Source organism: Extensimonas soli (genome assembly GCF_029211265.1).
Classification (GTDB): Bacteria; Pseudomonadota; Gammaproteobacteria; order Burkholderiales; family Burkholderiaceae_C; genus Extensimonas; species Extensimonas soli.
The window spans coordinates 1-5,807 of record NZ_JARGEL010000047.1; the positions used below are offsets into that span (position 1 = coordinate 1).

A 5,807-nucleotide genomic window follows, 5' to 3' on the forward strand; every position below is an offset into this window, starting at 1 on the left:
CGCTGATCCACCGAGGGATAGCAGAGCGCGGGGTTGCGGGAGCGGATGACGGGGACGGGGACCCTGGTGATGAACGCCGCCGATGCTGAGGCCAAAAAACAAACCCCCTGAGCCTAAATAAGGGCGCAGGGGGTGAGTTGGGTGAGGAGCCTGACGATGACCTACTTTCGCACGGGGATCCGCACTATCATCGGCGCGAAGCTGTTTCACGGTCCTGTTCGGGATGGGAAGGGGTGGTACCAGCTTGCTATGGTCATCAGGCGAAACTGAGAGCCGCGCTGTTTTTTATTTTTTGGAGAGCCAGCGCGGGGAAGATCATAGAAATCGAATCAGTGAGAATTGGTGATTGCGTTGGGGGATGGCGTGAACACGAGCATGAGCGCTGCGGCAAGTTGGTACTTACACACGAAGGCATCACATGCATTGGAACTTTGAGTTTTTTGTCAAAGTTATAGGGTCAAGCCGCACGAGCAATTAGTACTGGTTAGCTGAACGCATTGCTGCGCTTACACACCCAGCCTATCAACGTCCTGGTCTAGAACGACTCTTGAGGGGGCTCGGGGCCCCGGCAGATCTTATCTTGAAACGAGTTTCCCGCTTAGATGCTTTCAGCGGTTATCTCTTCCGCACATAGCTACTCGGCGATGCCACTGGCGTGACAACCGATACACCAGAGGTGCGTCCACTCCGGTCCTCTCGTACTAGGAGCAGGCTTTCTCAAATCTGCAGCGCCCACGGAAGATAGGGACCAAACTGTCTCACGACGTTTTAAACCCAGCTCACGTACCTCTTTAAATGGCGAACAGCCATACCCTTGGGACCGGCTACAGCCCCAGGATGAGATGAGCCGACATCGAGGTGCCAAACACCGCCGTCGATATGAACTCTTGGGCGGTATCAGCCTGTTATCCCCAGAGTACCTTTTATCCGTTGAGCGATGGCCCTTCCATACAGAACCACCGGATCACTATGTCCTGCTTTCGCACCTGCTCGACTTGTCGGTCTCGCAGTTAAGCACGCTTATGCCATTGCACTATCGTCACGATGTCCGACCGTAACTAGCGTACCTTCGAACTCCTCCGTTACGCTTTGGGAGGAGACCGCCCCAGTCAAACTGCCTACCATGCACTGTCCCCGATCCAGATCATGGATCCAGGTTAGAACCTCAAACGCACCAGGGTGGTATTTCAACGTTGGCTCCACCAGAACTAGCGTCCTGGCTTCAAAGCCTCCCACCTATCCTACACAGATCCGTTCAAAGTCCAATACAAAGCTACAGTAAAGGTTCATGGGGTCTTTCCGTCTTTCCGCGGGGAGATTGCATCATCACAAACATTTCAACTTCGCTGAGTCTCAGGAGGAGACAGTGTGGCCATCGTTACGCCATTCGTGCAGGTCGGAACTTACCCGACAAGGAATTTCGCTACCTTAGGACCGTTATAGTTACGGCCGCCGTTTACTGGGACTTCGATCAAGAGCTTGCACCCCATCACTTAATCTTCCAGCACCGGGCAGGCGTCACACCCTATACGTCCACTTTCGTGTTTGCAGAGTGCTGTGTTTTTATTAAACAGTCGCAGCCACCGATTTTTTGCAACCCCTTTGGGCTCCCTTTGTTCAAGTTCACCTACTTGGGGCATACCTTCTCCCGAAGTTACGGTATCAATTTGCCGAGTTCCTTCTCCTGAGTTCTCTCAAGCGCCTTAGAATACTCATCTCGCGCACCAGTGTCGGTTTGCGGTACGGTCGTCAATAGCTGAAGCTTAGTGGCTTTTCCTGGAAGCAGGGTATCACTCACTTCGGCTGCAAGCAGCCTCGTTATCACCCCTCATCTAAGCCCGGCGGATTTGCCTACCGGGCACGACTACAGGCTTGAACCAACATATCCAACAGTTGGCTGAGCTAACCTTCTTCGTCCCCACATCGCACTATTGAGCGGTACAGGAATATTGACCTGTTTCCCATCAGCTACGCATCTCTGCCTCGCCTTAGGGGCCGACTCACTCTACGCCGATGAACGTTGCGTAGAAAACCTTGCGCTTACGGCGAGCGGGCTTTTCACCCGCTTTAACGCTACTCATGTCAGCATTCGCACTTCTGATACCTCCAGCATCCGTTACCAGACACCTTCACAGGCTTACAGAACGCTCTCCTACCACGCACATTACTGTGCATCCGCAGCTTCGGTAACTGGCTTAGCCCCGTTACATCTTCCGCGCAGGACGACTCGATCAGTGAGCTATTACGCTTTCTTTAAATGATGGCTGCTTCTAAGCCAACATCCTGACTGTTTTAGCCTTCCCACTTCGTTTCCCACTTAGCCAATTTTAGGGACCTTAGCTGGCGGTCTGGGTTGTTTCCCTCTTGAGTCCGGACGTTAGCACCCGGTGCTCTGTCTCCCAAGCTGTACTCTGCAGTATTCGGAGTTTGCCTTGGTTTGGTAAGTCGCCATGACCCCCTAGCCAAAACAGTGCTCTACCCCCGCAGGTAATACTTGAGGCACTACCTAAATAGTTTTCGGAGAGAACCAGCTATTTCCAGGTTTGTTTAGCCTTTCACCCCTATCCACAGCTCATCCGCTAGTTTTGCAACACTAGTCGGTTCGGACCTCCAGTACCTGTTACGGCACCTTCATCCTGGCCATGGATAGATCACCTGGTTTCGGGTCTACACCCAGCGACTAATTCGCCCTGTTCGGACTCGGTTTCCCTGCGCCTTCCCTATTCGGTTAAGCTTGCCACTGAATGTAAGTCGCTGACCCATTATACAAAAGGTACGCCGTCACCCTTGCGGGCTCCGACTTTTTGTAAGCATGCGGTTTCAGGATCTATTTCACTCCCCTCCCGGGGTTCTTTTCGCCTTTCCCTCACGGTACTAGTTCACTATCGGTCGATGATGAGTATTTAGCCTTGGAGGATGGTCCCCCCATGTTCAGACAGGGTTTCTCGTGCCCCGCCCTACTTGTTCCCAGCTTGGTACCACAGGACTGTTTTCGCATACAGGGCTATCACCTGCTATGGCCGGGCTTTCCATCCCGTTTTGCTAACAACTCTGCTATCTCTGGCAGGCTCTTCCGATTTCGCTCGCCACTACTTTCGGAATCTCGGTTGATTTCTTTTCCTCGAGCTACTGAGATGTTTCAGTTCGCCCGGTTCGCCTCGTTGGCCTATGTATTCAGCCAACGATACCCTCGCGGGTGGGTTTCCCCATTCGGACATCTCCGGATCACAGCTTATTGCCAGCTCCCCGAAGCTTTTCGCAGGCTATCACGTCCTTCTTCGCCTATCATCGCCAAGGCATCCACCACATGCTCTTTGTCACTTGACCCTATAACTTTGACGTCTCTTGCGAGACGGCTCTGTCATTTTCCAAGGACTTGCGAGGTCTTGCACCTCGCGCGTTAATGCATGTTATGCACGTCATGCAAGTATTCACGCCGCATCGATTCTTCGCTCTTGCGAGCTCGAATCGTATGTGTCGAATTTCAAACTCGGTTTGAATATTCGTTTTGACGCAATCAAAAATTCTTGTCACCGATGATTTTTGCCCCAGCATTTTCACTGGCGCAACTTCATCAGCAACGCTGATTCGACTCTATGATTTTTTAAAGAACAGCCGATGTGCTTCAGGTGATCCTGAGCAACAGCAAAATAGCCTTTTGCAAAGCTATTTTGGTGTTGCGCTTTGTCGTCGCTTGCGTTTCCCGCAGCTTTCGTCTTCGCCTTGTTTGGTGGAGGATGACGGGATCGAACCGACGACCCCCTGCTTGCAAAGCAGGTGCTCTCCCAGCTGAGCTAATCCCCCCAAAGCCCTCTTCGCGCATTGGATGGTTGGTGGGTCTAGTTGGGCTCGAACCAACGACCCCCGCCTTATCAAGACGGTGCTCTAACCAGCTGAGCTACAGACCCCAGGCCATCTGAACTCGTGGGTTCGATGGTGCATCCAACAACCGATAAGTGTGGGCGTTCAAGCTTTTGTGCTTTTCCAGAAAGGAGGTGATCCAGCCGCACCTTCCGATACGGCTACCTTGTTACGACTTCACCCCAGTCACGAACCCTGCCGTGGTAATCGCCCTCCTTGCGGTTAGGCTAACTACTTCTGGCAGAACCCGCTCCCATGGTGTGACGGGCGGTGTGTACAAGACCCGGGAACGTATTCACCGCGACATTCTGATCCGCGATTACTAGCGATTCCGACTTCACGCAGTCGAGTTGCAGACTGCGATCCGGACTACGACCGGCTTTGCGGGATTGGCTCCCCCTCGCGGGTTGGCTACCCTCTGTACCGGCCATTGTATGACGTGTGTAGCCCCACCTATAAGGGCCATGAGGACTTGACGTCATCCCCACCTTCCTCCGGTTTGTCACCGGCAGTCCCATTAGAGTGCCCTTTCGTAGCAACTAATGGCAAGGGTTGCGCTCGTTGCGGGACTTAACCCAACATCTCACGACACGAGCTGACGACAGCCATGCAGCACCTGTGTTACGGCTCTCTTTCGAGCACGAAGCCATCTCTGGCAACTTCCGTACATGTCAAAGGTGGGTAAGGTTTTTCGCGTTGCATCGAATTAAACCACATCATCCACCGCTTGTGCGGGTCCCCGTCAATTCCTTTGAGTTTCAACCTTGCGGCCGTACTCCCCAGGCGGTCAACTTCACGCGTTAGCTTCGTTACTGAGTCAGCTAAGACCCAACAACCAGTTGACATCGTTTAGGGCGTGGACTACCAGGGTATCTAATCCTGTTTGCTCCCCACGCTTTCGTGCATGAGCGTCAGTGCAGGCCCAGGGGATTGCCTTCGCCATCGGTGTTCCTCCGCATATCTACGCATTTCACTGCTACACGCGGAATTCCATCCCCCTCTGCCGCACTCCAGCTTTGCAGTCACAAAGGCAGTTCCCAGGTTGAGCCCGGGGATTTCACCTCTGTCTTACAAAACCGCCTGCGCACGCTTTACGCCCAGTAATTCCGATTAACGCTTGCACCCTACGTATTACCGCGGCTGCTGGCACGTAGTTAGCCGGTGCTTATTCTTACGGTACCGTCATGAGCCCCCAGTATTAATGGTGGCTTTTTCGCTCCGTACAAAAGCAGTTTACAACCCGAAGGCCTTCTTCCTGCACGCGGCATGGCTGGATCAGGCTTGCGCCCATTGTCCAAAATTCCCCACTGCTGCCTCCCGTAGGAGTCTGGGCCGTGTCTCAGTCCCAGTGTGGCTGGTCGTCCTCTCAGACCAGCTACAGATCGTCGGCTTGGTGGGCCTTTACCCCACCAACTACCTAATCTGACATCGGCCGCTCCGTTCGCGCGAGGCTCTTGCGAGTCCCCCGCTTTCATCCGTAGATCTTATGCGGTATTAGCGCAGCTTTCGCTGCGTTATCCCCCACGATCGGGCACGTTCCGATGCTTTACTCACCCGTTCGCCACTCGCCACCAGACCGAAGTCCGTGCTGCCGTTCGACTTGCATGTGTAAGGCATGCCGCCAGCGTTCAATCTGAGCCAGGATCAAACTCTTTTGTTTGATCTTTTGGTTTGCTCTCTAGAATTGAAGTTTCCTTCTTTTCTTTCATTGAGCGTTTGTGTGCTTTGCGCACTTTTTGCCCCCTGAGTTTCCCCAGGGAACTGTCGCACTTGACTCAAACGCCCACGCTTATCGGCTGTGTGTTTTTAAGGATCCGCGCCGCAATTGATCTTTCAATCCTTTGCCGCTTTGCTTCTCTGCTGCAATCAGCTGAGCCGCGTATTCTAGCAATCTTTTTTATCTCCCAGCAAACTTTGGGGGCTTTCGGCTTTTCAGCCCGCTTGGC

At 53.3% G+C, this 5,807-nt stretch carries 2 tRNA genes and 3 rRNA genes; all 5 read right to left on the minus strand.

Going from position 1 to position 5,807, the window contains the following annotated elements:
- Window positions 1–148: 148 nt before the first annotated feature.
- The 5 genes from rrf to PYV55_RS16130 all read right to left on the minus strand — a co-directional run bounded on the left by rrf (window position 149) and on the right by PYV55_RS16130 (window position 5,521).
- A 5S ribosomal RNA gene (gene rrf, locus PYV55_RS16110) occupies window positions 149–261 on the minus strand.
- 192 nt (window positions 262–453) lie between these two features.
- A 23S ribosomal RNA gene (locus PYV55_RS16115) occupies window positions 454–3,327 on the minus strand.
- A gap of 401 nt (window positions 3,328–3,728) precedes the next feature.
- Window positions 3,729–3,804: transfer RNA gene (locus PYV55_RS16120), tRNA-Ala, on the minus strand.
- A 27-nt stretch (window positions 3,805–3,831) separates the two neighbouring features.
- Window positions 3,832–3,908 (minus strand) — tRNA-Ile (locus PYV55_RS16125).
- Between the two features lie 80 nt (window positions 3,909–3,988).
- A 16S ribosomal RNA gene (locus PYV55_RS16130) occupies window positions 3,989–5,521 on the minus strand.
- Together the 16S, 23S and 5S rRNA genes with 2 tRNA genes alongside form the textbook arrangement of a ribosomal RNA operon.
- Window positions 5,522–5,807: the final 286 nt, after the last annotated feature.